The 26,426-nt window shown below is 42.1% G+C and carries 21 protein-coding genes; 6 read left to right on the forward strand and 15 right to left on the reverse strand.

All coding sequences use genetic code 11. From position 1 onward, the window contains the following. Positions 1 to 93: 93 nt before the first annotated feature. Both H9629_RS11505 and sbmA read right to left on the reverse strand, forming a co-directional pair. A complete protein-coding gene (locus H9629_RS11505) occupies positions 94 to 1,068 on the reverse strand; it encodes a hypothetical protein (RefSeq protein ID WP_064101599.1) in 975 nt (324 codons plus the stop codon). A gap of 689 nt (positions 1,069 to 1,757) precedes the next feature. Continuing rightward, positions 1,758 to 2,951 (reverse strand): peptide antibiotic transporter SbmA, encoded by a 1,194-nt coding sequence (sbmA, locus tag H9629_RS11510; protein WP_191731123.1) that lies wholly within the window; start codon positions 2,949 to 2,951, stop codon positions 1,758 to 1,760. 506 nt (positions 2,952 to 3,457) lie between these two features. Here sbmA and H9629_RS11515 point away from each other — a divergent pair. The 3 genes from H9629_RS11515 to H9629_RS11525 all read left to right on the forward strand — a co-directional run bounded on the left by H9629_RS11515 (position 3,458) and on the right by H9629_RS11525 (position 6,933). Continuing rightward, positions 3,458 to 3,652 (forward strand): hypothetical protein, encoded by a 195-nt coding sequence (locus H9629_RS11515; RefSeq protein ID WP_064095723.1) that lies wholly within the window; start codon positions 3,458 to 3,460, stop codon positions 3,650 to 3,652. Positions 3,653 to 4,661: 1,009 nt separating this feature from the next. Next, a complete protein-coding gene (otsB, locus tag H9629_RS11520; RefSeq protein WP_144724642.1) occupies positions 4,662 to 5,525 on the forward strand; it encodes a trehalose-phosphatase in 864 nt (287 codons plus the stop codon). Continuing rightward, the gene (locus H9629_RS11525) at positions 5,500 to 6,933 is read left to right on the forward strand and encodes a trehalose-6-phosphate synthase (protein ID WP_191731111.1); all 1,434 of its coding nucleotides are present in this window, start codon (positions 5,500 to 5,502) and stop codon (positions 6,931 to 6,933) included. Before otsB ends, H9629_RS11525 begins: the two co-directional genes overlap by 26 nt. A gap of 26 nt (positions 6,934 to 6,959) precedes the next feature. On the opposite strand, the gene H9629_RS11530 is transcribed toward H9629_RS11525, so the two are convergent. The 7 genes from H9629_RS11530 to katE all read right to left on the reverse strand — a co-directional run bounded on the left by H9629_RS11530 (position 6,960) and on the right by katE (position 13,953). Then, on the reverse strand, positions 6,960 to 8,207 hold the full coding sequence (locus tag H9629_RS11530) for an MFS transporter (protein WP_064095726.1): 1,248 nt from the start codon (positions 8,205 to 8,207) through the stop codon (positions 6,960 to 6,962). Between the two features lie 205 nt (positions 8,208 to 8,412). Beyond that, a complete protein-coding gene (locus H9629_RS11535) occupies positions 8,413 to 9,126 on the reverse strand; it encodes a glycosyltransferase (protein ID WP_191731112.1) in 714 nt (237 codons plus the stop codon). After that, positions 9,123 to 9,737: a class I SAM-dependent DNA methyltransferase gene (locus tag H9629_RS11540; RefSeq protein WP_191731113.1), complete on the reverse strand. Its 615-nt coding sequence runs from the start codon at positions 9,735 to 9,737 to the stop codon at positions 9,123 to 9,125. The genes H9629_RS11535 and H9629_RS11540 overlap by 4 nt, the downstream gene beginning before the upstream one ends. Beyond that, positions 9,727 to 10,512: a PIG-L deacetylase family protein gene (locus tag H9629_RS11545; RefSeq protein WP_191731114.1), complete on the reverse strand. Its 786-nt coding sequence runs from the start codon at positions 10,510 to 10,512 to the stop codon at positions 9,727 to 9,729. Before H9629_RS11545 ends, H9629_RS11540 begins: the two co-directional genes overlap by 11 nt. After that, positions 10,500 to 11,483 (reverse strand): acyl-CoA dehydrogenase family protein, encoded by a 984-nt coding sequence (locus H9629_RS11550; protein ID WP_191731115.1) that lies wholly within the window; start codon positions 11,481 to 11,483, stop codon positions 10,500 to 10,502. Before H9629_RS11550 ends, H9629_RS11545 begins: the two co-directional genes overlap by 13 nt. 63 nt (positions 11,484 to 11,546) lie before the next feature. Next, positions 11,547 to 11,756, reverse strand: a complete 210-nt coding sequence (locus tag H9629_RS11555; protein WP_191731124.1) for a hypothetical protein — start codon at positions 11,754 to 11,756, stop codon at positions 11,547 to 11,549. A 73-nt stretch (positions 11,757 to 11,829) separates the two neighbouring features. Beyond that, positions 11,830 to 13,953: a catalase HPII gene (katE, locus tag H9629_RS11560; RefSeq protein ID WP_191731116.1), complete on the reverse strand. Its 2,124-nt coding sequence runs from the start codon at positions 13,951 to 13,953 to the stop codon at positions 11,830 to 11,832. 762 nt (positions 13,954 to 14,715) lie between these two features. Between katE and H9629_RS11565 the strand changes: the two genes are divergently transcribed. Further along, positions 14,716 to 15,216 carry a Dps family protein gene (locus H9629_RS11565; RefSeq protein ID WP_064095732.1) on the forward strand — a complete coding sequence of 167 codons (501 nt, stop codon included), beginning with the start codon at positions 14,716 to 14,718 and terminating at the stop codon, positions 15,214 to 15,216. 343 nt (positions 15,217 to 15,559) lie between these two features. On the opposite strand, the gene H9629_RS11570 is transcribed toward H9629_RS11565, so the two are convergent. Genes H9629_RS11570 through H9629_RS11580 form a run of 3 tightly spaced genes read right to left on the reverse strand, consistent with a single transcriptional unit; the run spans position 15,560 to position 18,718 of the window. Further along, positions 15,560 to 16,276 (reverse strand): ABC transporter ATP-binding protein, encoded by a 717-nt coding sequence (locus H9629_RS11570; protein ID WP_191731117.1) that lies wholly within the window; start codon positions 16,274 to 16,276, stop codon positions 15,560 to 15,562. Next, positions 16,269 to 17,492, reverse strand: coding sequence for an ABC transporter permease (locus H9629_RS11575; protein WP_191731118.1), 1,224 nt, complete (start codon positions 17,490 to 17,492; stop codon positions 16,269 to 16,271). The genes H9629_RS11570 and H9629_RS11575 overlap by 8 nt, the downstream gene beginning before the upstream one ends. Beyond that, positions 17,489 to 18,718 (reverse strand): efflux RND transporter periplasmic adaptor subunit, encoded by a 1,230-nt coding sequence (locus tag H9629_RS11580; RefSeq protein WP_191731125.1) that lies wholly within the window; start codon positions 18,716 to 18,718, stop codon positions 17,489 to 17,491. Before H9629_RS11580 ends, H9629_RS11575 begins: the two co-directional genes overlap by 4 nt. A 702-nt stretch (positions 18,719 to 19,420) precedes the next feature. Between H9629_RS11580 and H9629_RS11585 the strand changes: the two genes are divergently transcribed. Both H9629_RS11585 and H9629_RS11590 read left to right on the forward strand, forming a co-directional pair. After that, complete coding sequence (locus H9629_RS11585; RefSeq protein WP_191731119.1) at positions 19,421 to 21,169, forward strand: tannase/feruloyl esterase family alpha/beta hydrolase; 1,749 nt, start codon at positions 19,421 to 19,423, stop codon at positions 21,167 to 21,169. A gap of 378 nt (positions 21,170 to 21,547) precedes the next feature. Further along, positions 21,548 to 23,296 carry a tannase/feruloyl esterase family alpha/beta hydrolase gene (locus H9629_RS11590; RefSeq protein ID WP_064095737.1) on the forward strand — a complete coding sequence of 583 codons (1,749 nt, stop codon included), beginning with the start codon at positions 21,548 to 21,550 and terminating at the stop codon, positions 23,294 to 23,296. Between the two features lie 119 nt (positions 23,297 to 23,415). Here the strand turns inward: H9629_RS11590 and H9629_RS11595 are convergent, their stop codons facing one another. The 3 genes from H9629_RS11595 to H9629_RS11605 form a co-directional block, all read right to left on the reverse strand. Then, positions 23,416 to 23,910: a flavin reductase gene (locus H9629_RS11595; RefSeq protein WP_064095816.1), complete on the reverse strand. Its 495-nt coding sequence runs from the start codon at positions 23,908 to 23,910 to the stop codon at positions 23,416 to 23,418. A 97-nt stretch (positions 23,911 to 24,007) separates the two neighbouring features. Continuing rightward, on the reverse strand, positions 24,008 to 25,051 hold the full coding sequence (locus H9629_RS11600; protein ID WP_191731120.1) for a methionine synthase: 1,044 nt from the start codon (positions 25,049 to 25,051) through the stop codon (positions 24,008 to 24,010). Positions 25,052 to 25,093: 42 nt separating this feature from the next. Beyond that, positions 25,094 to 26,092, reverse strand: coding sequence for a putative oxygenase MesX (locus tag H9629_RS11605; RefSeq protein ID WP_191731121.1), 999 nt, complete (start codon positions 26,090 to 26,092; stop codon positions 25,094 to 25,096). Between the last annotated feature and the right edge of the window lie 334 nt (positions 26,093 to 26,426).

Below are 26,426 nucleotides of genomic sequence, written 5' to 3' on the forward strand. Positions count from 1 at the left end.
CATAAATCAAACTATTTTTCATTTCGATCGCCTGAAAAAGAGATACACGCTCTCTTTTTCAGGCACTAAAATTTTCACGAAAAGATCTTAAAGTTACTTGATCTGTCTTAACATATTTTTTGCACCACTATGATTATAGTTATTGGCTAAATTTTGCAGAATCCGCTTGGATTGAGCTTTAGCATTCGGGAAACGGCTGGCATAGACCGGAATACTGTTCAGGCAGCGCGCGACCAGCATCCCTGATTCAGTATAGACACGTGTCCCTTCTGTACCCTGCAATTTTCCATAATTATAGGCACGCTGTGCGTTGTTACAGGCATTGTTAAGATTCTTGCCGCTGTTAATATCACGACGTGCCGCCACATAACTTTTCATCTGTTGTTGCTGAGGTGTTTCTGCCACCACAGCGCGAGCTGATGCTGCCAGCTGTCTTTTTTCTGCTTCTTTTTTCTCCAGCTCTCTTCTTTCTAATTCTTTGCGCTCTACTTCTTTTCTCTCCATATCTTTGACCGCTAATTCTTTAAGTTCCTTGGTATTCTTTGCAGCAGAAGCTTTATTAGTAGTGGTATTTTTGAGCGAGGAAGCCATATTTTTTTCAGCTGCAAGCTTGGCTTTAGGACGATAAAAATTTTGGGCTTTGGAAAGACTCATAAGTTGGGTGAGTAATCGAACACTGCGCGTCTGGCTGGTTTTATCAACCTGCCGCTCAGAAATCGGCTCAATCGAAACAATCCAGCTTTCTGTCAGATCATCCATACGACACTGATAGGCACCACTTCCCTGGACAACACCTCGATTGCTGCTCAATCGTTTGCGTTGAGCCACATCTGCTACAGCATTAAAAGTACTTTTGTACAGCAGAGAAAATTTACCGCCCTGTTCATGACAATATTGCGTCAGTATGGACCGAGGATACATCGCCTGAGTGGTATTATTTTTCTGTGCTTGCCCCCAAAGATAAATATAATCTTTTGCACTACCATCACGTTGATTTAAAGCCCGTTTGGCAATTAGCTCGTCAGGACTGGCAAAAGGATGTAAAACCTCTGTTTTCAACCGGTTCATGCTATTACAACCGACTAAACTCGCTACCCCTATTATTAGAATAATTACTTTTAGCTTCTCAGCAAACATCTCAACCCCAAACCCCTGTATAACAAAGCGAAAATAGCACAAAACCATAAACACAAGATATTGATAATTATAAAATTTAAACGGTAAAAAAATACATATCCGTCTCAAGTCTGCTAATTGTGCCAAGCTTCACATGATAAAAATTGACACAAGTATCATTATTAACCCAGATCAAATAATAAACAATACTATATAGGACTCAAGAAAAAGAAAGAAAAAACACATAAAAAACCGAAGAAGGCGGTGATTCCTTCTTCGGCGGCTTATTCAGATAACGCTACAGAGCTTTATTATTATGTGTAATAAAAATTACCTTTTATCCACTATAGCATTGCCTGAACAAGATCAGCATAAGAATAATTTCCTCAACGTACATTTTTTATTTTTATACGTGAACCACTGGAAATTAAACACCATCTTGGCTGGCCATTAGGATTCTAGCCAAGAAAAAAATAATTGAATACCCCAATATTAGGAGGTTCTACAACTATTTTTCCGGTTCATTCAGATTAGGGTTGGATCGTTATTTTCCATTGGATTTTGTGAACTAAATCACAATAAACAAAAGCCAAACTTAACTCTGTTTGGCTGATAAAGTACACTAATAATATGAGAAAAAATTAATCGATATGTGATTCAAATGCTTTCAAACGTTTATAGATTGACATGAGTTCAATAATGGTAGGCCATGACAATATCAAATACTGGAAAGATTCGCGGACTTTGCCAAACACGTTCAGGATTTGCATCATCAAACCCAGCGTAATAGCACCCGCCGCAATACTTGGAAACAGAATAAATAATCCGTAAATATTGTCTAACTGCAAATACCAGATCCGCACCATATTGAAATAAGCATAATGAAAATACAGCCTGAAATAATTCCAGCGTATCCGGCTAAACAGTTCTTGTAATGTCAGCGGATGTGCCCGATCAGCATAATCTTCGCCATATACCAGCTCTTTGCGATATGCTGCCTCAACTTTCTGGTTATTGAACTCCAGTCCTGGCAGTTTCATTCCTACAACCATTAAAATGATCGTACCCAAGAGTGCCCAGCCGATTGAGGCCCACATTAAAGCATGTGGTATTTCTCCCACAATTGGCAAGACCTTCACGTGACTAGATAGCTGAGACAAGATCGGAAGGAAGGCCATTAGTAACATAAGTGCTTCAATCAGCGAAACACTCAACTGTTCCGTAGTTTTAGCAAAACGCATGGTATCTTCCTGGATACGCTGCGATGCACCTTCAATATGGCGTAATTGCTCCCAATGCGCGGTATAATAGTTATTCATCGCGGTACGCCAGCGAAAGACGTAATGGCTGACAAAAAACAGGTTAAATACAGCCAAAGTGACATAAACTATTGCAATATAAATAAAGGTTAATGCCCCTTGATAAAGCAATGACACATCACCTCCGCCTTTGGTGAGCATCTGTTGGATCTGGTCATAAAACGGACTGTACCATTCGTTTAATACCACATTTACCTGCACCCCGAACCAGATATTAAACAGGATAAATGCCGACCCCCAGACTGACCAGCGCTGCCATGGATGTCTGGCTTTCCAGTACCAGAACAGGGCAAATATAGCAGTCGCAATGCAATACCAGAGATAGAACCAGATAAATTGGTCCGACCAGAAACGACCGATGCCTATCGTAAGTTTTTCATCAGGAGAGCCTTCAGGGAAACCCAGATAAACGCCCCATCCTGATCCGCCACTATGCCAAAGCACAAGATTAATGATAAACCACAAAATCAGACTACTAAAAAACCAGACGGGTTGTGGGAAAAATGACTTAAACATACCGACACAGCTCTCCTTATGTTTTTTGGTCATTCAAATAATCCATATTTTATTCTTATTGCGGATTTTTACTGTTATAAAGCATTATTTTTAAATTTAGTGTAAAAGACAGGAGGATACTTGTTCTCTGAAAGCTTATTTTTAGCTGTCAACTCTGCATGATAATTCTTTTTCGTATATTCTCAGTTACTACCCGCTAACTCTTCATAGTAGGGGAGTAAAAAGTACAAAGATCATAATTTTTTTGAACTTTTCCCTCTGCCAAATTTTTTATTTTTATTATTTGTCGGGTTTCTGTAAAAAATCTAATACATCTATACTCTGAAAAAGTGGGTTGAAAATCATGTATACCGCATGTCTTCTGGAGATTCCTCTCTGAATGGCCGTATTTCTCTTTACTTAAACAAGTCATTGATCGAGTTCTCAGTTTTTTGAAGAAATGGTTAAATTTTCAAAAATCATGCTATGATTTAATTATCGAAAAGTAATCTTATTTTGGAAAAGCTATGGAAAGTTCGGTAATTGAATTACTCAAACCAGTGACGCTAAGAAAGGAAAACTGCGATCCTATTATTTTTGAAGCTGGCACTGTTTTGAAAGTTGTCATGCAGACTCCAACCAGTCTTCTGGTGAGTAATGATGATGATTTTAACTTTACAATTCCTTTAAAAGACGAAAATGAGGTCTGGAGAGAAATCTGAGTATTTCCCCTCCCCCCATGTTGATGATTGGGTTGTATCAGGTATTGGCGCTTTAATTTAAATGGTACGACCCCCAACTTAGCCTCCCTCTCATAGCTTATTCATTATTTCTTAAAACTTATTCTCTCGCTTGTAATGCCCTGCATATACTCATTCTAAAGTTATTCATTCCTTCAAAAAATATTTATGAAATTCATTTATTTATTAATAGTAAAAAATTAGAAATAGTCATTTTTTGATCTTTTTTGTTAACTTTATTTTCCTAAAAAGTCCATTGCATCACTCCTGTCTCTTTAGCACAACTTTATCCAACTGCTTTTCCTCATCTAAAGAATGAGAACTTTCAAGTTATTTATGGTCGACAAATAACAGTTTACAAACTTGCCTTTTCTCAAAATATTTATACCTTATGGTAAAATACATAGACCAGAATGAAAAAATCAACCTTGACTCTCAATTTACCAGGCTGCTTCAGCTAAATAAATTTAAAAAATTAATCTGTAAAAATTTTATAATGAAAATCTTCTTCTATGATTTATTTCCGTAAATAATCTTTTTCTAGATTATTCATTAACATATAAAATCTTTATTTTTCATAAACTTAATCAATAAACTATTTTAAATAAAAAATTTAAAAATATTAATACTTAAAAAAATAAAAATATTTAAAAATAAAATATATCCTTGAATAAATATATTTATTATCCAAACAATACTCATTATTAATATAATAGGAACAATTATTAAAATACAACAAAAAAACCATCCTATTTAAATAAAAGCATTAAAGATTCCTCTTAATCCATTTTTAAATTTAATTAAAAATAATAGCACCTCATCTAAATATTTCTAAATCTTACAAAGTAACAATATTTGTTAAAAGTGTTTCGTTTCTGCACTTAAAGCCAGACTTTTAAATGAAATATGCTATAAATTTAATTAAACCAATGACAATTCAAATGGTTTTAAATTTTAATTAAATTTAATTTCAGAGGCTTAGGTAATATTTATGTCAACTCCAAAGGCAGATCAAGACCAAGAAGATTCACTTGTAAGCCCTTCTTATATATTACCTCATATGATATTAACCCAGCTCAAATCTTTTATTTATTCACATAAAGTAGTTTTATTTCTTGATATTGACGGGACCATTTCTGAATTTCACCCTGACCCGGAAAAAAGTATAATCAGGAACGAAACTTTAAATATCTTAAAAGAATTACAAAAATATATTAGCTTGGTATTAGTGACAGGCCGCTCAATTGCACAAGCACAAAAACTCATTTATCCATTCACCTGGAATATTGCCGGCTCTCATGGTCTGGAATTATGCTATCAGTCACATTTAACAAATTTAGTTAATTTAAATTCTAGACAGTTTGAATTATTAAAAAACCACATTAATGAGCGGTGCCTTGATTTTCGTAAGCTTCGGATAGAAATTAAAGATTATTCTATCGCCCTACATTTTCGTGAACATCCTTATTTAGAACAACAAGTACACACATTAGCCCTGGATTGTCTCGCTCACTTTCAAGATTTTGAACTTAAGGCTGGAAAGTTTGTATTTGAACTGGTACCCAAAGGTGCAAATAAAGGTGCAGCGATCCAAAAGATTATTCAACATTATCATTTAAATGATTATTACCCCATTTTTATCGGAGATGATCTGACTGACGAAGCCGGTTTTAAGGTCATCAATACTCTTAAAGGCTGCTCCATCAAAGTCGGCCCAGGCAAAACCATGGCACACCATCGCCTTGAAAAGGTAACCCAGGTGCAGGCTTTTCTTGCGGAATTCTTAGAAATATTGAAAGCACAACAACAATTATTATTGGAGAAATTACATGTCAAAACTCATAGTGTTATCTAATCGTGTAAATCTACCCAAGGCAGACAATACCCAGGCAGGTGGATTAGCGGTTGCTTTGCAGGATGCTTTGCATGATATAGGCGGTATCTGGATTGGCTGGAATGGATCCCGAGTTGAACAAGCTAAAGAACAGAAATTTCAAATCCTGAAACATCAGAATGTTGAATATCATACGAGTCCTTTGACCGAGTCCCAATATCAGGGTTTTTATTGCGGTTTCGCCAATAATGCATTATGGCCACTAATGCACGATCAACATCAACTGATAGATTATCAGCCCCAGGATTTTAAAATTTATCAGGATGTTAATTTACGTTTTGCCAAACACCTGAAACAGGTGGCCACTCCTCATGACATCATCTGGATCCATGATTACCATTTTTTAAGTGTGGCGCATTATTGTCGTAAGCTCGGCATGCGTAACCGTATTGGCTTTTTCCTGCATATTCCTTTTCCTGAACTGAGACTCTGGCAGACTTTACCTGTTTATCGCGATCTGGCCCATCATTTAGCCAATTATGATGTAGTGGGTCTACAAACTTCTCGCGATCAGGAAAATTGTCTGCAGTTCCTTGAACAGACCTTGAAAGTCCAACATCGTCATAGTGAAATATTGAATTATCAATCTCGAAAGATTCATGTGAAATGCTATCCAATTGGTGTGCATCCTGTGCAACTACAAAATCAGGCCTCAGATACCCATCTAGAAAAGCTGCCCTTTAGTCTCGACACAGCGCCGCCTTATAAAACCATCATTTCGGTTGACCGGATTGATTACAGTAAAGGCTTACTGGAAAAAATCGGATCTTTACAGAGCCTGCTAGAAGATCAGCCAGAATTTAAAAATCAGTTCCAGCAATTACAAATAGCCTGCCCATGCCGGCTGGATGTAAAAACCTACCAAAATCTGTATGAGCAATTTAAATCTGCTGTGCAGGAACTTAATACCCAGCAGGGTACAGCGGACTGGGTACCTTTTGATTGCAGCTATGACACCTTAGGGCATGAAGCCTTGATGCAACTCTATCGCAAGGCAGATATCTGCTGGGTAAATTCGATCCGGGACGGTATGAACCTGGTTGCCAAAGAATATATTGCTGCACAGGATCCTCTAGATCCCGGTATCTTGATTCTGTCTAAATATGCCGGTGCAGCTGAACAAATGAGAGAAGCTTTACTGGTGGATCCATATGAACACGACAGTATGGCCAAGGCCCTGAAAAAAGCGCTGCGCATGCCTAAATCAGAACGTTTAGAGCGTTATCGGTATTTAAATCAGGGCTTGAAAAACTTCGATATTATTCGCTGGCGTGATCAGTTCATCACTGACCTGAAAAACTCGCAAAGTCTGCGGATCTATCGCCCTGTGGCTACCGGAGCGTCAACCCAGTTCAGCGTAACGGCTTAAGTTTTGAGCCTAAAAAAACACCAGCATTAAGCTGGTGTTTCATTTTGAAGAGGAGCAACTGCATCTCCGCCTTGGTGAACTTCTCTTGGCTCTGCAGTGAGATGATTCAAAATCGTAATACCCAACAGGCCAATCGCAATGACGCTAAATACCAGACTTAATCCAATCATTTCACTGCCAAATCCTACCAATGCTGGTCCAATCAATGAACCTGTATAGGCAAATACCGATACATAAGACAATGCTACATGTGAAGCCAAGGTTTTTTGACGTCCTGCACGGGAAAACATCAGCGGTACAATATTGGCACTACCTAAGCCTAAAATTGCATAACCTACCAATACTACCTGCCAGACTGGTGCAAACACTACTGTCAATAAACCGGTGGTCGCCAGTAGTGCACTTAATAAAATCGTATTTTTTTCACCCAACTGGTTAACAATCAAGTGTCCGCTAAAACGTCCCAGTACCATCAAGCCAGCAAAGAAACTGTAAGCTAAACCGGTTTGTGCAGCTGGTAAACTGAACTCAGTGCTCAGATAAATACCACTCCAGTCCATGGCGGCACCTTCAGAGAGGAAGGCAACAAAACAGATCAGGCCAATGCCTAAAATCGCCAAGGTCGGTGCTGCTTTTTTCACAGGCTGTTCTGGTGACAATGCTTCATCTGTCACTGTTTTAGACTCAGCACCCAAGCTAAAAGGAACAGCAATTAAGGCAATAAGCAGCAAAATGCCACTGACAATGATCGCACCGCTTAAAGGGGCCAGTCCGAATCCCATCAACATGGTCATACCCAGCACCCCCGCCAGACCACCTAGACTACATACCCCATGAAAACCGGACATTAAACTTTTACCGAGTTTTCTCTCAATCTGTGCAGCCTGCATATTGACAGTAACACCCAAAGCGCCAGCACTTGCACCAAACAAAAACAGGCTGACAGCCATCATTATATGATTTGGGCTATAAGCCAGCGCAGGGAGAATGAACATCAATGCACTCAGAATCACTGCTAAAACTGCACGGCAACCCAAGGCATTGGCCAGTCGGCCTGCCAGTGGCATAGCCAGCATCGAACCGATTCCGGCACAGAGCAATAGCAGACCGAAATCAGCATGATTTAATAACAGGCGCTGCTGTGCATATGGAATTAACGGCGCCCAAGCCGCAGTACCAAAGCCCAAGCAGAAGAAGCACAATGCAGTCGCTATTTTCTGCCATAAATATGGTGATGGAGACTGAATTCGAGAAAGCAGTGTTTGATTGAACATTGTATTACCAAAAAAGAGGGTTCAGGCATCCATTACCGAGCATCCATATAAAAACCCCACAGACTTATAGTTAAAATATATAAGTATGCAGGGCTGAATTTGTGTGAATTATAAACAGAATAATTTTAAATGGAATACTTTTTAGACACAAAATTTGAGATTTTTTACAAGTCTCTGATTGTATAAAATTTATAGTTTTATGTTTTTATTTGCATAGGCTGATCGTTTTTTTTGTAGCCTGTATAAGCTCAAGGTTTTGTAAAAAATGTGCAAAACCCGCATTAATTTTTGAACTAAGACGACTGCTAGTCGTGACTCTGAGCTGATTTGACCAGACAATCTGGGCGCCAGCTTCTTCTAAACGGTGGATGAAGTCAACATCTTCATGACATTCCATTTGCTGAAAACCGTTAACGTTCACATAGGCTGAAGCTTTAAAACACAGATTTGCGCCATGAATATGCCGATGCCCCATACTGTCCTGATAATGTCTCAGGTAAGCCTGACGGGTCTTGTGACTTAAATGATCCCATTGATCCAGCTCCACCACGCCACAAATCGCATCGGTCGGTTGATGCTGTGACATGACCTGAAACCAGTCACACTGTACAAATGAATCGGCATCAGTACAGCAAATCCAGTCACAGCCCTGCCCGATCATCTGCTGAACGCCCAGATGACGCGCCTTGCCTACATTTCGAAAATCGCAGCTGATGGCCTGAATACCCATTTGCTGAACTTTAACCGCGGTATTATCGGTACAATTGTCCAGGACCACAAGAATCTGGATTTCAGGAAGATTCTCTATTGATTTAAAATATTGAAAAAAATAAAGCTGTGCTGATTTTAACGCCAGCAGGCAGCGTTCAATATAAGCTTCCTCATTACAGGCCGGAATCACCACACCGATTTTTTTCATCTTAAACCCTCCAGCTCTGCCACAGATTGCGCTGTATTTAGCCAGAGATCCACTAAAAAATCGGAGTCCTGTAAACTTAAATGATGTGTATAGTTTAAATGTACTTTGAGATATTGATGGATATCTTCACCATTCAAACTATATCCTGAGATGGGCGTGCGCCAATGACAACTCAAGATACATCCCCCGGGTTCCAATGCAGTATGCAACCATGTCAGTACCTGGTCCAGTGCAGTGGGGTTCAGATAATATAAAATCTCACTAACCACAATAAGCTGAAATTTCTGTTTTGGCAGGTTATCGGGCACGATACGCTGTAAAACCTGTACATGCGGATAAGTGTGTAAACGTTGCCGGGCCAACTGGATCGCAGTATCGTTAGCATCCAGACACATTAAGCTATCGGTGCGCTGCGCCAGTTCCTGACTAAAGACGCCATTGCTGCAACCAATCTCAATTGCAGATTCAAAGCGCAACTGCGGCAATAGTGCCAGACAAATCTGCCGTTTGCGCTGTTCATACCAACGCTGTTCATATTGCCAGGGATCTCCCTGATTCAGAGCATATAGAGCATCGAAATATTCCTGATCATAGGCTGTGTTACTTTTCATACAGATACACCTCCCAGGGCTGTAAAAGACGTTGTAATGCCTGCTCTGGCAGAATAGCGACTTGTTCTGTGGTAGGGTCAAGCTCGAGCTGACTCTTAAAACATCGCGCAGCTATAGACTTATATTGCAGTTCTTCTTCAGTTAATCTGAGTTGATGAGCGACGCTCCAGGGAATTCTGGTATCTCCAGGGGTTGCCCAATGCCACGCCCAAATCAGGACCTGAATACAGGTCAAATTAAGCTCAGTCGCCAGCTGCTGGGTGACCTGCCCTGTAATTTCATGATCTGGATGCCCATCATGAACAAATGTGGTAATTAACACATCATTCGGCTGCAGATAAGATTGCAGGTGCTGCTGCAACAAATCACGCTGTTCTGCCACCTTGCCATCCTGAATGTCTAAAGCGATCCGCAAAATATTCTGTTTTAAAGGTAATGCTTCTAAAGCTGCTCGCGTTTCAGCAGGACGAATCTGGTTCAACTCTTCGGGCGTATACAGACTAGAGCCGGGATGACTGGCCGTCCCGTTGGTAACGGCAAAAAGTACGATTTGATATCCCAGTTTGTCCAGACGCTGAATCAGACCTCCACAGCCCAAAATTTCATCATCAGGATGAGGTGCAATAATGCAGATTCTGGCATCCGGTGGAATAACCTGAGGAATATCGAATTCCGGCATCTGTTGCAAAATCTCACAGGTACGCCATTCTTCCAGCCTTGTACCTTCACCATGGATGACACGATCACCCACAATCTTATGTCTTATAATGTCCATAGTTCTTCCTCCTGTGCGCTTAACTCACCAATTCGCTCCAAATCAAATGCGGCATGACTTTGACGAATAAATACCGGAAGATCTGCTGCAAGCCGGGCGAAATGCGGATGCTCACAATACGGCGCAGCACCTAGGGCCTTACCTACATGGGTGAGCACGTTTAAAGCCGTTGCTTCAACCTGAGCACGCAGACTGCGAATCTTTAATTCATGTGAGTATTGCGGCTGTTGATCAATTAATTCAGCAACTTGATAAAATAAGGCTTGTGTTGCAAAAAGCTCCCGACTGATTTCACCAAGATACATGGCTTTATAGGCATGCGGTTTGACCAAGAATGTCTGCCTTAAATACTCAGCCAAACGGACAGTTGCGCCATACCAGCACGCGGCCACACCTGCGGCACCATGCCAGAATCCGGGCCGATCTAGATAGGCATCCGGAGCTGCGACTTTTTCCACCTCGACTTGATCCAGTTCTAGCCTGGCAGTTAAAGTATGTTGCATGCCCACTGCCTGCCATGCATCCTGATAATGCTGAATGCCTTCTTGCTGCAGATCCAGAATCAGTAACTGGGATTGTTGTTGCTCATCACGGTAAGTGAGCAAGCCGTGTTGCACCCAGACCGATGCAGAACACCAAGGCTTAATTCCGGTGAGATTTCCTGCTTCCAGCTTTAAAGGTCGGGGGCCACCTTCTGCTGCCCATACTGCCCATAAGCCTTTTTTCATGACTGGAATATTCAGTTCATGCAAAATGGCCAAAGCATCTAAATGCGATTCAAACAGTTTTCCCAAGCTCAGATTATTGGCTGAGACCTGGCTGAGTATTTGCCAGCGTTTTAAGGTAACTCCAGAAGCGGGATAAGGCACCTGAGCGGAAATCTCCACCAGCTCCATTAAAGTGTGGTGAATTTTTTCTTGTAGCTCCAGAGGAGAAGTTTCAAATCTTTGTAATATTGAACCGAGGTTCATGCATGCGGTTCCTCATAAAATTCGGAGAATATTTTTGTGTTTTTTTAAAGTCAGTTATTTCAGTTAGTGAGAAAGCTTACGCATTTGTTTCAAACGTGTAATTAATCCTAATACCTTACGCCTTGCATTAATCTCCTCTTCATTGAAACAGAGTTGCTGCATGAGTTCAGCTAAAGGCAAATGATTATGCTCAATGAGATAAATGTCCTGTTCTCTGCTCCATTTGGCTTGCTGTACTTGTGCCAACAACTTTTTGACATCCGGTTTCACCATCTCTTCGTCCATATAAAAACCGGGAGGATAGAAGCCGGAGCCTCTATCCTCCAAACATAATAGGATGGGTGGTTTAAGCAGGAATCGCTTCCGCAATCGCTTCACGCGCCCAGACCCGATGGTTCAGGATCAAAGTCTTGAAGCTATCTTGGACTGCTTCAAACTGTCCGCTTGCCAAGGTTCCTTCATCGCTAACCAAGCGTAAATGTTCAATCAGCTTGCCTTTATCGCCCAAGAACACGATTGGTTTTAAATGCTTGTAGGCTTCCAGCAGATAATGAGTTGCCACACCGTCTTTCATCACCACATCGTAATTGTCACCGTCAGCAATTACCACGGCATCATAAGCGATGGATGGCTCGGCTTTTTGCATACCATCGGAAGGAATCACATCACCTTGCAGACCCAGTACCGGACCCGGTTTTGGGGTCAGTACATCGACCACAGCCCCTTCTGATTCTGCCCAAGCTTGAACAGCTTTGATAGTGGCCTCATTGGCTTTATCGTGCACCAGCAGGGCAATTTTTCGTGCTTTAATATCTTCGGGTTTGAATGCCTCGAAAGATAAGCGTGGTGAAATCTGCACATCCGGCAATGTTGCAGCTTTTTTCTCTGCCGGAATTTCAATACCCAATTGATCAGCCACTTGCTGAGCCAAGTCCAGATCAATATTGCAGAGTACTTCCAGAACTTCACGCTCACGAATATATTTGCGCTCTACCTTGCTCAGCTCAAAGACATAGGCATCGACAATGTGCTTTTGCTCATGTGGTGCCTGGCTGCGGTAGAAAAGACGGGCCTGACTAAAGTGATCGCCGAATGATTCGCTACGCTGACGGATCTTGTGTCCATCAATACGTTCCTGATAACTTTCAAAACCACCGCCTTGTGCTGCGGGCGGAGTTTCAGCCGGCCAGTTATTGTCAATCGAATTCGGCTCATAACTGGCTTGACCGGTATGTACAATACGCTGATGTAAACCGTCACGCTGGTTATTGTGGAATGGACAAACCGGCTTGTTAATTGGGATCTGGTGGAAGTTCGGACCACCTAAACGGCTAAGCTGAGTATCGGTATAGGAGAACAGACGTGCTTGTAATAATGGATCATTGGTAAAATCCAGTCCTGGCACAATATGTCCCGGGCAGAATGCCACCTGCTCGGTTTCACCGAAGAAATAATCTACATTCCGGTTCAGTACCATTCTGCCAATTGGCGTCACCGGCACCAGTTCTTCCGGAATAATCTTGGTTGGATCCAGCAAGTCAAAGTCATACTTCATCTCATCTTCTTCTGGAACCACCTGTACACCCAGCTCCCATTCCGGATAGTTACCGGAGGCAATCGCTTCATATAAGTCACGACGATGGAAATCCGGATCTTTACCCGCCAGTTTTTGTGCTTCATCCCAGACTAGCTGGGCGAGACCCTGTTTGGGGGTCCAGTGGAATTTCACAAAAACTGCTTTATTCTCGGCATTGATAAAACGGAAAGTATGCACACCAAAGCCTTGAATGGCTCTTAAATTACGTGGGATGCCTCGATCTGACATGGCCCACATGACCGCATGTGCAGATTCAGGAACCAATGAGACAAAATCCCAAAAAGTATCATGTGCAGTGGCACCGGTAGGAATCTCGGTCTGTGGTTCAGGCTTGACCGCATGCACGAAATCCGGGAACTTGATGCCATCCTGAATGAAAAATACTGGCGCATCATTCGCCACTAAATCGAAATTACCTTCTTCAGTATAGAACTTGGTGGCAAAACCACGAATGTCGCGCACGGTATCTGCTGATCCACGCGGTCCCTGTACAGTAGAAAAACGCACAAATACTGGTGTTTGTACGTCGGTATTGGTCAGGAAGCTAGCTTTGGTGAGTTTTTCATTCCCCGGATAAGCCTCAAAATAACCATGTGCACCAACACCACGGGCATGCACAATACGTTCAGGAATTCGTTCATGGTCGAAATGGGTAATTTTTTCCCGAAGAATGAAATCTTCGATCAAGGTGGCACCGCGAACGCCTGCCTTGAGACTGTTCTGGTTGTCGGAAATTTTAACCCCTTGATTGGTGGTGAGTGCCTGCTCGGTAGCATCACTACGATATACATCGAGCTGCTCACTTTTTTTATTGGTATTTTGTTTATCTAAACCGTCTTTTCCAGACGCAGGGCTATTGGCCTTAATTTTCATGATGTTTTTTCCTTGCTGAGCTTGAGTTTAGTGCAGATATTTTTGTCTGTCTCAAAATCGCTTGAGCTTGTATGTCGCTTGGCTTGACCAGTTCACCTTCGCAAGTTAATCGTCTACAGCTAATCTTGCCGCAGTCTCACATCTACTAAATGTACTGACTGGAAGATTTTTTAACTTTTAGAAACTTGACTTGCAGAAATGCTCATTGGTTTCGCCTGTGTCCTAACATAACTGCATTTAGAAGTAAGATTTATTATTGTTTGTAGTCACTTGTTTAATTAAGACAGTGTTGTGTTATTTTTTTATAAACTCTCGCTTTATTTATGTTTTAAATTTTCCCATAAACCATTTATTTAAAATAAGATATTAGAAATACTCCAATGATGTGGGCAAGTCGGATTAAGTATAAGAATACGTGATTTTACTCATAAATCAGCACTCTAGATTATTATACTTCTGAAATGATAAAGACTTTTTAAAGCATCCATTTGCTTTAAAGAATTAACTCGTTAGCTAGTAAACGTGATCAAAATGGTCATTTTTAAATGGTTACACTCCTACGTCTCACTTATACATAATGACTAAACTTTATGTCTGCATACTCATCTAATATCTATAACTTATAACCACTTAAATCGATCTCCTCATAGAGAGATCAACTATCCAGTTATAGGGATGACCTCATCTTCTGACTCAGGTTTTTGAATCCATCCGAATTTATTCTCATACACAGTATCGCATTAAGTTTTAAGGAGTAAGAGCATGGCCTCTTCTAAAAAAGAATCTAAAGCAATGAAAATTGATATCGGGATTTCTCATGATGATCGCGCCAAAATTGTCGACGGTTTGTCTAGACTCTTAGCAGACAGTTATACCCTGTATTTGATGACTCATAATTTCCACTGGAATGTCACCGGCCCTCAGTTCAACAGTCTGCATAACATGTTTATGACACAATACACCGAACAGTGGAATGCACTGGATATTATTGCTGAACGTATCCGTGCTTTGGGTTTTGCAGCACCAGGCACCTATAAACAGTTTGTAAAACTTACTTCCATTCAGGAAGTCGAAGGTGTACCCACTGCTGACGAAATGTTGCGTTTACTCGTAGATGCACATGAAACTGTGGCACGTACCGCCAGAAGTATTTTTTCAACGATTGAAGAGGCAAATGATCAGCCGACAGCTGATATTCTTACCCAGCGTCTGGAAGTGCATGAAAAAACGGCCTGGATGCTCAGAAGCAGTCTGGAGCAATAGAGCCAGACTGAATCAAATGAGAAGCCCGGCTTATTTCACAGGATGAAGTAGATATTTAACAGAGCACCCTAAGTGCATAGGTACGCTCTAACGTTTTTATTAGTTTTATTAGTTAGATTTATTGATCCTAAGTGACTAAAGCAGCTTAAAAGAAAGCAGCCTAAATATAATGGTAAAAAGTAACCCGTTAAAATCTTAAGGATGTAGGCACTCGCCTACATCCTTTTTTAAAAATAGATTATTTCACTCTCAGCTATGGCGATCATTTTTTGAAAGCTATAAATCTGAAATATCTTTTCTCTCGCTTCAAAAAATTAGCCCTCCTGGCTCCTTGTAGTACAGCTTAATCTTGAGGAGAATTGCTTGAATCACTTTCAATCCGGCCATCGACCAGATTAATAGTACGGTCACAAGTGGCTGACAGGCGCGGATCATGCGTTACCAGAAGTACAGCACAACCACGTTCACGATGCACTTTACGAAACAGCTCAAACATGTCAGCCGCGGTCTGGGTATCCAGATTGCCTGTAGGTTCATCTGCCAATAATAATGCCGGCTCAGTGATCAAAGCTCGCGCAATGGCTACCCGCTGCTGCTGTCCTCCCGAAAGTTCATTCGGTTTACGTTCAGCAAATTTTTCCAGTCCTACTGCGGCCAGCAAATCTCGTGCGCGTTGCAATGCCTGCTGCTTCGGCTTGCCCTGCGCCATCATTAAAGGCATTAAAATATTATCCATTGCACTAAAGGCTTGGATCAGGTGATGAAACTGGAATACAAATCCGATGCTGGTGCCACGCAATGCAGTACGGGCGGCATCATCCATCGCGCTGGTAGGCTGTCCCAACAAATACAGTTCGCCACTTGTCGGTTTATCCAGCAACCCCAAAATGTTTAATAAAGTACTTTTACCAGAACCCGAAGGGCCAATGAGTGCAGCAAAGTCATTGCGATCAATGCGCAGATCAATGCCATGCAAGATCTCTACCTCATTAGGCTGGCCAATATTATAAGATTTTCGCAATGCTTCCAGACGTAGGACTTCTTCAGCTTGCTTAGACATGACGAATCGCCTCCACCGGATCAAGTGCTGCTGCCCGACGTGATGGTACTGCCGCAGCCAGCACCCCTGTTAATGTCGCCAGCAATAGAGCCAGCAAGACCAGTTCAATCGAAATGGGAATATAAAATAATCCCGGACCAAAGTTATTAAAAACCCAAACCAGACCATAACTGACCACACTTCCCAGCACCGAACCAAGCAAGCCAAAGATTGCCCCCTGAAACAAAAAAACCCTCAAAATTTGTGATTGGGTCGCGCCGGTTGCTCGTAAAATACCAATCTCCCGGGTGCGCTGTACCACACTGACAGACATGACGCTGGCAATGCCGAACGCAACCGAAATCGCCACAAAGACAATAATCATATTGGTGGATAGACTTTGGGCAGTAATTGCATTCATAAGCTGCGTATTGGTTTCAATCCAGCTTTCCGTCTTCAATGAAGTCAGGCGCGCGACTTGTGCTGCAACCTGGTCTGCCTGAAAAATATCGTCAATGGTCAGATCGATGACGGTTATTCCGCCCGGCAGGGAGAGTAAAGACTGCGCCTGCTTTAAATCCAGATAAACATAGCGAGCATCCAGATCACGCACCCCGAGTTCAAATATACCGGCAATATTGACCACAGCGCTGTTCTGCTGCCCGGTATCCAGTCGCAGCTTGCTGCCGACCTGTACTCCCAGATCTTTGGCCAACTGACTGCCAATCAGCACATCGTCTGCACCCACTCGCAACTGTCCGCTAATCAGATATTCTTTTAAGGGAATAATCTGCTGATAACGTTCCAGATTCATTCCGACCAGTGCCACCGACTCGATCGCATCACCTCGCTGAACAAAGGCAGGCCCTGACACAACCGGTGAGACAGCAGTCAACACAGGTAACTGGTCCAGAGTTTCGGTAATCTGCTGCCAGTTATTAATCGAACGCAGTCGCTGTGCTCGTTTATCTTCTTGCAACAATTGCACAGTACCCGCAGGAGGCGACACCACCTGATTGACTTCATCTGGTGACAGCAGACGAATATGGGCCTGGGTGCCTAGCGTACGTTCAATAATATTTGCTTGCAGCCCCTGAATCAAAGCAGTAATGAATACAATTACAGCCACGCCTACCGCGACGCCGACAGTGATCATCAGAGATTGTGCCCGGCCCTCGCGCAAAAAACTGACCGCGATTTTCCATTCGATCCAGAGCCGCCCAAGAAAATTTTTCAATCGAAATTCACCGGTAATTCATTTTTACTATCTGTATTATCATTAGCAGAATTCATCACGGAGGTTGTTTGCGGCTCTACCCGAACTCTAGCCCCATCCTTTAATGAAGAGTCTGCATTCACCAATACCTGGTCACCTCCTTTCAAGCCGGAAACTACTTCGGACATGGTCAGGCCACGCAGGCCTAAACGGACCTGCTGATGCTTTATTTTTTTATCACGAACCATTAACACCACTGCCTTATCGCCTTTGACACTGCTTAAAGCATCATTTGGAATGGCGAGTGCTCGCTCCCTTCTGGCAGTCTCGACATTGACCGAAACAGTCATATCCTGCCGAAGAAAATCAGGTACCGGATTAACAACTAATCTGACTTCTACTGTCCCGCGTTGCGGATCAATACTTGGTGCGATAAAGCTGATACGCGCCGGAAAACTCTGATCCGGATACGCATCTGCAATCACAGTAGCTGTTTGCTCTAAGGCCAGTTGTGGCAAGTTCCGTTCATCCAAGGGTACCCGAATTTCCGTATTGCCATTCAAGGCCACCGTAAATAGTGTTTGTCCAGGCTGAACCAGATCGCCAGGCTCTACATCACGTGTCAGCACTGTTCCTGCCACCGTAGAACGTATTTTTGCCTTGGCCAGTTGCGCCTGTGCCACCGCGAGCTGCTGGCGCAGTGAAGCTTCTTCAACTTGTCCGGATGCCAGGGCTTCAGCTTTCAGGCGGGCCGTTTCAAAATTGTTACGTGCTACCCTTTCTGTCTCTACCGCCTGTTCTATTTCTTCAGCCGAGAGTATGCCTACACCAGCAGCGCGTCTACGTGCTGCTTCACGGCTGGCCTGATCTAGCTGCGCTTTGGCACTGGCCAGTTCAGCCTCTGCCTGTGGGCGCTTGACCTTAGCCAAATCGGTGAGTGCCAGCTCGGCTTGCTTAACCTGGGCCAGAAGCTCATCAGATTTCAGTACCACCAACAGGTCACCCGGCTTGACTTTATCCCCCTCTTTGACTCTTGTTTCGAGAACCACCCCGGTAATTTCGCTGCCGATCTGAGTCCGTGCCACGGTCGTGACCCGCCCGCTCGCAACGACATTTTGTACCAGCGGCATGGCGCTTAAGGTATAACTAGGTACCTTTGGTCCCTGCCACCAGCGAAATAGAGCAAAAGCCAGTACCAGTATCAGCAAGACAATGATGATCAATAACTTATAACGGCCAACACGCAATTGCACATCTCCGGTTGAGGATTAAATAATTGTATATGAGTGAACAAGGTACAGGAATTTGTTTATATTCATTTAAACTTATAAAAATATTTCTAAAAACTCTAGACTATATCGCCTTTATTTTTCTTTCATGTCTCATTTTTAAGGCTGATGTGGCGAGTAAAAGCTATTTATTTTCCTAATCTAATCAAGTTTCCTATTCTCTCTTTGATACTACAACCTATGTATCTTTGAACAGTTTATTTTTTTTAATTTTTTTGAAAAGAATTATCTTTATAATGCTTTTAAAGCTATTTGTATCACTTAAAATTTCTGAGCGAATCAGAAGATTTGTATTTCCCATTCATTGATAGGACTTTGCTTCCTTTCTATCTAAATTTCACTCTACCTCTCCATTTTATTGAGGTTCTTGTTCGATGCTCATAGCTTGTTATAACCCTTATAAAAAATAGTTGAGCTACGTATCGAATCCGGTTTTATTAAATCAGGTAACAAAACTTTAAGTATTGAAAGTGAATATCACTTATACCATTAATATCTGCTAAACTTCACACAACCTTCATAACTCTAAAGTCCTGCATCTTAAAATCTTTATCCAACTGATAGTTAAAATTTTTATCTAATTAAAACAAGCTATTAAATATCGATAAATTTTTATGAAGCCACTCAACCATTTAGCTTTCCTACAAAATGGAGCTTCAAATGAATGATTTAAATAACAATATATTATCCCGTTTAAGCCTGCTGATGATGATTTCATTATTGGCCGCTTGCAGTAGTGATAATGGCAATAACAACTATCAAGGTAATCCTCCTTCGAACCAGACACCACAATTATCACCTGCTGTTGGAGCTAAAATAAAGAAACAGTGTGAACAGCTCGGTTCATTTCAGTATGCCAACACCACGATTACTTCAGCTACTGCCCTGGAGGCAGGTGCTGAGACCGTTGCCAATAAACCCATTCGGGCACATTGTCTGGTTACAGGATATATGTTTCCACGAACCAGCCCTGTAGACGGACAAGAATATCGAATTGGGTTTGAGATGCGTCTTCCTCTGGACTGGAATGGACGCTTTCTTTTCCAGGGCAATGGCGGGTTTGGTGGCGAGATCATTCCAGCGCTAGGTTTTATCGGAAGTGGGGGGCCACTCACCAATGCTCTCTATGAAGGTTTTACAGTGATCTCTTCAGATATGGGCCATACGCTTGAACAAAACTCTACTTTTGGACTGGATCCTCAGGCGCGACTTGATTATGGCTATGCTGCCATGACCAAGTTAACCCCGATGGCAAAGCAGCTCATCAAGTTTAGTTATGACAAAGTGCCTGACAGATCATATGCTGCTGGACCTTCCCGTGGCGGTAACCTTGCATTAATTGCAGCTACGCGATTACCAAATGAATTTGATGGTATTTATGCCAATTCACCTCCATTTGACTTACCAGTGGCAATAGTTGCACAAATATATGATGCACTACAGTTGAGAAAAGTCGCCACCGATGTTGATGATTTAGTGACAGCTTTTACTCTAGAAGAAAGAAAAGTTGTGGCAGATGCTGTTTTAAGGCAGTGTGACCAGCTTGATGGCATTACCGATGGTATGGTGCAGGATGTGGATCAGTGTCAGACACGATTTAATATTGAGAGAGATGTTCCTGTCTGTCAGGGTGAAAGAAATGGTACTTGCCTGTCAGCAGAACAGATTCAGGTGATTTCCGATGTATTTAAAGCTCCGGTAAATTCTAAAGGTGAAGAATTCTATGTGGGTGAAGCTTATGATCCGGGTATCATCGGGCAGAAATGGGCCAATGTAAAATTGTTTTCTACTCAATATCTAGAAGGTCTTGCTAATGCCACAGCAATTACTTTTCAGGTCCCGCCTGAGGAGGCACCTTTGCAAAATCCACTGGAATTTGCATTGAATTATAATTTCGATACCGATCTTATCAAGTTGTTCAGGACAGATGATACCTATAAAGAAAGTTCGGTTGAATTTATGGGACCACCTAATCCACTAAACCTGACTCCTCTGACTTCAAAAGGAGGTAAACTTATTGTAGTCCATGCAGTAGCAGATGGATCTACTGCCTCCATGTATGAGTCACAAAACTGGTATAAACAACTCTTGGAACGCAATTCAGCCAATATACAAAATTCCGTTCGGTTTTTCCGGGTTCCAGGTATGAACCATGTTTCTCAGGGTGTTGCTACTGACCAGTTTGATGGACTTACTGCACTGGTCAGATGGGTGGAATATGGTGAAAAACCTGATCGTATCATTGCCACTGCACGAGGTCCTGGCAATCCGAGTGGAGAAATTAATCCCGAGATTCCGTCAAACTGGGCACCAAACCGGACCCGCCCACTCTGCCCATACCCATTAATTGCACGTTATAGTGGTCAGGGAGATAGCGAAAAAGCTGAAAGCTTTAACTGTGCTCGATAGCTTCTACCCTTCACTTAAACGCTTATTCAACTGGAAGAAATAACTTTTATTTCTTCCAGTTTTAGTGAGGAATTTGAAATTCTATAGTTGTTCCACTTACACTTTGCAAGGTTGCTTCTAACTCAAGGGCATCCTGATTCAGGTACACATCTCTTCCTGTTTTATTAAATCAGGTAACAAAACTTTAAATATTGAAAGTGACTCACTTTCAGGCATTAAGTATTGCTAAAATAAGAACAGCCTTCATAACTCTTGAGTTATTACTCTTGATCTTGTTGATAATTAAAACTTTTATTTAATGAAACAGGCTATTTAAATATCAATATATTTCTATGAAGTCACTCAACCATTTAGTTTTACTGCAAGATGGAGCTTCAAATGAATGATTTAAATAACAATATATTATCCCGATTAAGCCTGCTTATGATGATTTCTTTTTTATTGGCAGCCTGTGGTGGCGATAATGACAATGACAGATATCAAGGTAATCCTCCTTCTAATCAAACACCACAATTATCACCTGCTGTTGGAGCTAAAATAAAGAAACGGTGTGAACAGCTGGGTTCATTTCAATATGCCAATACCACGATTACTTCAGCCACTGCTGAGGCTGCGGGTGCTGTGACTGTAGCTGAAAAACCCATTCGGGCCCATTGTGTAGTCACAGGCTATATGTTTCCACGAATCAGTCCTATAGATGGGCAAGAGTATCGAATTGGTTTTGAGATGCGTCTTCCTCTGGACTGGAGTGGCCGCTTTCTTTTTCAGGCCAATGGTGGATTTGGTGGAGAACTCATTCCAGCCTTAGGTTATGTTGGAAGCGGGGGGCCACTCACCAATGCCTTATATGAAGGCTTTGCTGTGATCTCCTCAGATATGGGTCATACACTTGAACAAATTACTACTTTTGGTATAGACCCACAGGCCAGGCTTGATTATGGTTATGACTCGATGATCAAGTTAACCCCGATGGCAAAGCAGCTCATCAGGTTTAGCTATGACAAACTGCCAGACCGATCTTATGCAGGTGGCGCTTCACGAGGTGGAAATCTGGCGCTGAATGCAGCTACACGCTTACCAAGGGAATATGATGGTATTTATGCCAACTCGCCTTCCTTTGAGCCGCCTCTTTCATCAATAGCACAAATTTATGATTTTAAAGAACTCCGAAAAGTCGCTACGGAAATTGATGAGACAATAACAGCTTTTACCGATGCTGAAAGAAAAGTTGTAGCGGATTCTGTCTTAAATAAATGTGACAAGCTGGATGGTATTGTAGATGGCATGGTACAGGATGTAGACCGATGCCAATCAGAATTTAATATCCAAAGAGATGTTCCGGTGTGTCAGGGAGAACGTAATGGAACCTGCCTGTCAGCAGAACAGATACAGGTTATCGCTGCTGTATTTGATACACCTGTAAACTCTAAAGGTGAAAAATTTTATGTCAGTGAACCTTATGATCCAGGAATCGTTGGACAGAAATGGGCCAATTTGAAACTAGCACCTCTTAGCGCTTTAGATCGTAGTGCTGGAGTATTAGGCACTGTGTTCGAGACTCCACCTAATTTATTAGGATTGGAAAGACCGAGTGAATATATCTTGAATTATAATTTCGATACTGACCTTATCAAGCTATACAGGACAGATAACACCTATAAGGAAAGCTCAACTGCTTTTATGGGACCACCTGATCCATTAAATGTGACGCCTCTCACTTCAAGAGGAGGTAAAATTATGGTAGTACATGCAGTAGCGGATGGCTCTACCTCCGAGAAGGAATCACAAAACTGGTATGATCAGCTTTTGCAACGTTATTCAGCCACTATACAGAATTCAGTACGATTTTTCCGGGTTCCGGGTATGAACCATGTTTCTCAGGGTGTGGCTACTGACCAGTTTGATGGACTGACTGCACTGGTCAGATGGGTGGAATATGGTGAAAAACCTGACCGTATTATTGCCACTGCACGCGGTCCGGGTAATCCGAGTGGAGACATTAATTCTGAAATCCCGTCAAACTGGGCACCAAACCGGACCCGCCCACTCTGTCCATACCCATTAATTGCACGTTATAGCGGTCGGGGAGATAGCGAAAAAGCTGAAAGCTTTAACTGTGCTCGATAGCTTTTACACTTCACTTAAACGCTTACTCAACTGGAAGAAATAACTTTTATTTCTTCCAGTTTTAATTCGCTATCTGGATTTAAACACGATAAGGGCTAGAACATTGTAGCGAGGGAAAGTTAAACAGTTTCTAATTGACCGACCTGATGATACGCACGGTTAAAATACACCAGACTTTCCTCCTGCTGACTCTGTCTAATCGCGATGACACGACATAAAAATATACTGTGTGTGCCCACTTTTTGAATTTCTTCAATCTGGCAATCAAAGCTCACCAAAGCATCATCTAAAATTGGAGCACCTGTTTCAAGCGTGCTCCACTTACCGAGTTTAAAGCGATCTTCAGAGTTAAATTTGCTTGAAGCAAATGCATTGGAGATGTATTCATGCTGCGTGCTGAGTACATTGACTGAGAGTACTTTATTTTTAATGAAATGTTCATGTGAACGAGAGGATTGATTCATACAGACCAGCAATGTCGGTGGGGTATCAGTCACACTGCATACGGCCGATGCGGTAAAGCCATGCATTCCTGCTACACCTTGGGTCGTGATCACATTCACAGACGTGGTTAACAAGGACATTGCATTTCTAAAGTCTATTGCTTCAATCATCTCTTTCATCTCAATTATATATACGATGTGCCTGCACTCAAAGGCAGGTAAATGATCTACGGATCATTCACCCTACTCTGGTTTAGCCATGCTTCTTTTAAGCACCCAGCTCCTGACGAACAATCGCAGCTCCTGCGCTAAGTGCTTCGAGTTTGCCCCGAGCCACTTGACGAGACAACGGTGTCATCCCACAGTTGGTTGATGGATACAGTTTGTCTGCATCCACAAATTGCAACGCTTTACGCAGTGTATTGGCAACTTCTTCAGGCGTTTCGATTTGATTGGTTGCAACATCAATCGCACCAACCATGACTTTTTTACCCCGAATCAGCTCAATCAGATCCATCGGCACACGTGAGTGTTGACACTCAAGCGATACAATATCAATTTTTGATTGTTGTAGTTTAGGGAAGGCTGCTTCGTACTGACGCCATTCATTGCCGAGGGTCTTTTTCCAATCGGTATTGGCTTTAATGCCATAACCATAGCAAATGTGTACAGCAGTTTCACATTTCAGACCTTCAAGCGCACGCTCTAAAGTTGCTACACCCCAATCATTTACTTCATCAAAAAACACATTGAATGCTGGCTCATCAAACTGAATGATATCAACCCCTGCTGCCTCTAATTCAAGTGCTTCCTGGTTCAGAATTTTGGCAAATTCCCATGCCAGTTTTTCACGGCTCTTGTAGTGACCATCGTACAATGTATCAATCATGGTCATTGGACCTGGCAGTGCCCATTTGATCGGCTGCGTGGTTTGGCTACGCAGGAATTTCGCATCATCCACAAACACTGCTTTTTTACGGGAAACTTCACCGACTACTGAAGGTACGCTGGCATCATAACGGTTACGGATACGCATGGTTTCACGTTTCTCAAAATCTACCCCTTCAAGATGCTCGATAAACGTGGTCACAAAGTGCTGACGGGTCTGTTCACCATCACTGACAATATCAATGCCGGCATGGACTTGTTCATGCAAGGACAGTTTCAGTGCATCACGTTTCGCTTCTAGTAGTTCTGCACCTTCGAGTTTCCAAGCTGACCAAAGCTTTTCAGGTTCTGCCAGCCAGGACGGTTTTGGCAAGCTGCCTGCTGTAGAGGTCGGGAGTAACTTTTTAGCTTGTAAAAGTGCCATGTCTAATCTTCTTTCTCTAAATTCGTTTATATATGTGATCTATCAGGCAGCGTTGTCTTGCTGAGCCGTTGCTACTTTAAAATTGGCAGCCCATTCATCCAGAATGTCTTTATACGGCTTAATGAAATTTTCCTCTGTCCATTTACCTTGTTTGACTGCCAGTTCACCACGTTCAACACGGTCATAGACAATGCGAGTCAATGAATAATCGCCATAGCTCAAGCTAGGCTGATACACCACACCTGCGGGTGAATTAGTGTTGTAAATTTCAGGACGATAGATTTTCTGGAAGCTTTCCATGGTGCTGATCGCACTGATCAGTTCAAAATCGGTGTAATCATGCAGCAAGTCACCAGCAAAATAGAATGCCAACGGCGCATTGCCATTTTCAGGTTTAAAGTAGCGAACACTTAAGCCCATTTTTTTAAAATATTCATCGGTACGTGAGTAGTCATCATTGGTGTATTCCACACCTAGAACAGGATGCACATTGGCACTGCGGTAGTAGGTTTTCGTGGTTGAAACACTGAGACAAATCACAGGCTGTTTATTAAATTCAGCTTTAAAGACTGCTGAATTCACAAGATGCTGGTACAGCTTGCCGTGCAGGTCACCAAAGTCCTCAGGTTTTTCATTGGCCTTACAGCCGAGTGATGGCAATACCACACTGAAGTCATAATCACGTACATAAGATGAGAAGCTATTCCCGATCATGCCTTCAATGCGTTCATTGGTATGATGGTCGATAATGGTACTTTTCAAGGTTTCAATAAAGGGAAAGGTTTGACCATTGCCCTCAATATCAATTTCAGCAGAGATGATATCAATCTCCAGTGAATAACGATCACCTCTAGGATTATCGGCAGTCGCCAAGCTGTTAAAGCGGTTGTTAATCATCGCAAGTGTACGACGAAGATTCTCCTGACGGCTTTCACCACGCGCTAAATTGGCAAAATTGGTGGTTAGACGTGTATTGTTTGCTGGTTTGTAGTTCTCATCAAAACGAATACGTTTAATTGAACATTGAAATGCTGTACTCATGGAGATATGCCACCCTAAATTTTTATAAAAATATAAAAAGCTAAATTTCTGTCTGGCTTTATTTAAGCGTGAATCCAAAGATGAGTAAAACGATATAAATTCAGTTAAAGGTGAGTAAAATTCATCTAGCGAGTTTTTAGCTTGCTGGTTGGCTCATGACTAAACTACCCATCTGCATGGATCGAATCTGAAATAGGCAATACCCTCTTATGGACTGACTGAATGTTTTTGAAGCAGTGATATAGGATTAACGCGGCTTTGTTGCATAAACATTCAAAAGCTGAGTTTTCCCCAATCCATTCAAATTTAAGTGACAACTTGGGTGTGAGGTCTA

This window comes from Acinetobacter pecorum (assembly GCF_014837015.1).
GTDB classification, from domain to species: domain Bacteria; phylum Pseudomonadota; class Gammaproteobacteria; order Pseudomonadales; family Moraxellaceae; genus Acinetobacter; species Acinetobacter pecorum.

What these genes read in the sequence shown, in the direction of transcription:
- H9629_RS11590 (WP_064095737.1), top strand. Translation starts at nt 21,548, where the DNA reads ATGAATGATTTAAATAACAATATATTATCCCGATTAAGCCTGCTTATG.
- H9629_RS11570 (WP_191731117.1), bottom strand. Translation starts at nt 16,276, where the DNA reads ATGTCTAAGCAAGCTGAAGAAGTCCTACGTCTGGAAGCATTGCGAAAA.
- H9629_RS11585 (WP_191731119.1), top strand. Translation starts at nt 19,421, where the DNA reads ATGAATGATTTAAATAACAATATATTATCCCGTTTAAGCCTGCTGATG.
- sbmA (WP_191731123.1), bottom strand. Translation starts at nt 2,951, where the DNA reads ATGTTTAAGTCATTTTTCCCACAACCCGTCTGGTTTTTTAGTAGTCTG.
- H9629_RS11525 (WP_191731111.1), top strand. Translation starts at nt 5,500, where the DNA reads ATGTCAAAACTCATAGTGTTATCTAATCGTGTAAATCTACCCAAGGCA.
- H9629_RS11565 (WP_064095732.1), top strand. Translation starts at nt 14,716, where the DNA reads ATGGCCTCTTCTAAAAAAGAATCTAAAGCAATGAAAATTGATATCGGG.
- katE (WP_191731116.1), bottom strand. Translation starts at nt 13,953, where the DNA reads ATGAAAATTAAGGCCAATAGCCCTGCGTCTGGAAAAGACGGTTTAGAT.
- H9629_RS11555 (WP_191731124.1), bottom strand. Translation starts at nt 11,756, where the DNA reads ATGGTGAAACCGGATGTCAAAAAGTTGTTGGCACAAGTACAGCAAGCC.
- H9629_RS11530 (WP_064095726.1), bottom strand. Translation starts at nt 8,207, where the DNA reads ATGTTCAATCAAACACTGCTTTCTCGAATTCAGTCTCCATCACCATAT.
- H9629_RS11540 (WP_191731113.1), bottom strand. Translation starts at nt 9,737, where the DNA reads ATGAAAAGTAACACAGCCTATGATCAGGAATATTTCGATGCTCTATAT.
- H9629_RS11605 (WP_191731121.1), bottom strand. Translation starts at nt 26,092, where the DNA reads ATGAGTACAGCATTTCAATGTTCAATTAAACGTATTCGTTTTGATGAG.
- H9629_RS11595 (WP_064095816.1), bottom strand. Translation starts at nt 23,910, where the DNA reads ATGATTGAAGCAATAGACTTTAGAAATGCAATGTCCTTGTTAACCACG.
- H9629_RS11515 (WP_064095723.1), top strand. Translation starts at nt 3,458, where the DNA reads ATGGAAAGTTCGGTAATTGAATTACTCAAACCAGTGACGCTAAGAAAG.
- H9629_RS11535 (WP_191731112.1), bottom strand. Translation starts at nt 9,126, where the DNA reads ATGAAAAAAATCGGTGTGGTGATTCCGGCCTGTAATGAGGAAGCTTAT.
- otsB (WP_144724642.1), top strand. Translation starts at nt 4,662, where the DNA reads ATGTCAACTCCAAAGGCAGATCAAGACCAAGAAGATTCACTTGTAAGC.
- H9629_RS11545 (WP_191731114.1), bottom strand. Translation starts at nt 10,512, where the DNA reads ATGGACATTATAAGACATAAGATTGTGGGTGATCGTGTCATCCATGGT.
- H9629_RS11600 (WP_191731120.1), bottom strand. Translation starts at nt 25,051, where the DNA reads ATGGCACTTTTACAAGCTAAAAAGTTACTCCCGACCTCTACAGCAGGC.
- H9629_RS11550 (WP_191731115.1), bottom strand. Translation starts at nt 11,483, where the DNA reads ATGAACCTCGGTTCAATATTACAAAGATTTGAAACTTCTCCTCTGGAG.
- H9629_RS11505 (WP_064101599.1), bottom strand. Translation starts at nt 1,068, where the DNA reads ATGAACCGGTTGAAAACAGAGGTTTTACATCCTTTTGCCAGTCCTGAC.